This is a genomic window from Streptomyces sp. NPDC031111 (genome assembly GCF_055570675.1).
On sequence record NZ_JBVIGS010000061.1, the window covers coordinates 1 to 1,414 of the forward strand.

The window sequence follows — 1,414 nt, forward strand, 5'->3', positions numbered from 1 at the left end:
CTGAGACCTGATGCCGAGCCGATTGTGGTGAAGTGGATGATCCTATGCTGTCGAGAAAAGCCTCTAGCGAGTTTCATGGCGGCCCGTACCCTAAACCGACTCAGGTGGTCAGGTAGAGAATACCGAGGCGTTCGGGTGAACTATGGTTAAGGAACTCGGCAAAATGCCCCCGTAACTTCGGGAGAAGGGGGGCCATTCCTGGTGATGGGTTTTACACCTTGAGCTGGGGGTGGCCGCAGAGACCAGCGAGAAGCGACTGTTTACTAAAAACACAGGTCCGTGCGAAGCCGTAAGGCGATGTATACGGACTGACGCCTGCCCGGTGCTGGAACGTTAAGGGGACCGGTTAGCTGGCTTTCGGGCCGGCGAAGCTGAGAACTTAAGCGCCAGTAAACGGCGGTGGTAACTATAACCATCCTAAGGTAGCGAAATTCCTTGTCGGGTAAGTTCCGACCTGCACGAATGGCGTAACGACTTCTCGACTGTCTCAACCATAGGCCCGGTGAAATTGCACTACGAGTAAAGATGCTCGTTTCGCGCAGCAGGACGGAAAGACCCCGGGACCTTTACTACAGTTTGATATTGGTGTTCGGTTCGGCTTGTGTAGGATAGCTGGGAGACTTTGAAGCTCGGACGCCAGTTCGGGTGGAGTCGTCGTTGAAATACCAGTCTGGTCGTGCTGGATGTCTAACCTGGGTCCGTGATCCGGATCAGGGACAGTGTCTGATGGGTAGTTTAACTGGGGCGGTTGCCTCCTAAAGGGTAACGGAGGCGCCCAAAGGTTCCCTCAGCCTGGTTGGCAATCAGGTGTTGAGTGTAAGTGCACAAGGGAGCTTGACTGTGAGACCGACGGGTCGAGCAGGGACGAAAGTCGGGACTAGTGATCCGGCGGTGGCTTGTGGAAGCGCCGTCGCTCAACGGATAAAAGGTACCCCGGGGATAACAGGCTGATCTTCCCCAAGAGTCCATATCGACGGGATGGTTTGGCACCTCGATGTCGGCTCGTCGCATCCTGGGGCTGGAGTCGGTCCCAAGGGTTGGGCTGTTCGCCCATTAAAGCGGTACGCGAGCTGGGTTTAGAACGTCGTGAGACAGTTCGGTCCCTATCCGCTGTGCGCGTAGGAGTCTTGAGAAGGGCTGTCCCTAGTACGAGAGGACCGGGACGGACGAACCTCTGGTGTGCCAGTTGTTCTGCCAAGGGCATGGCTGGTTGGCTACGTTCGGGAGGGATAACCGCTGAAAGCATCTAAGCGGGAAGCCTGCTTCGAGATGAGGACTCCCACCTCCATGAGAGGGTAAGGCTCCCAGTAGACGACTGGGTTGATAGGCCGGATATGGAAGCACGGTAACGTGTGGAGTTGACCGGTACTAATAGGCCGAGGGCTTGTCCTCAGTTGCTCGCGTCCACTGTGTT

The 1,414-nt window shown here is 56.3% G+C and carries 1 rRNA gene; it reads left to right on the forward strand.

The annotated features are described in order from the left end of the window. A 23S ribosomal RNA gene (locus ACZ470_RS40500) occupies window positions 1-1,392 on the forward strand; the annotation flags it as partial. Window positions 1,393-1,414 lie beyond the last annotated feature (22 nt).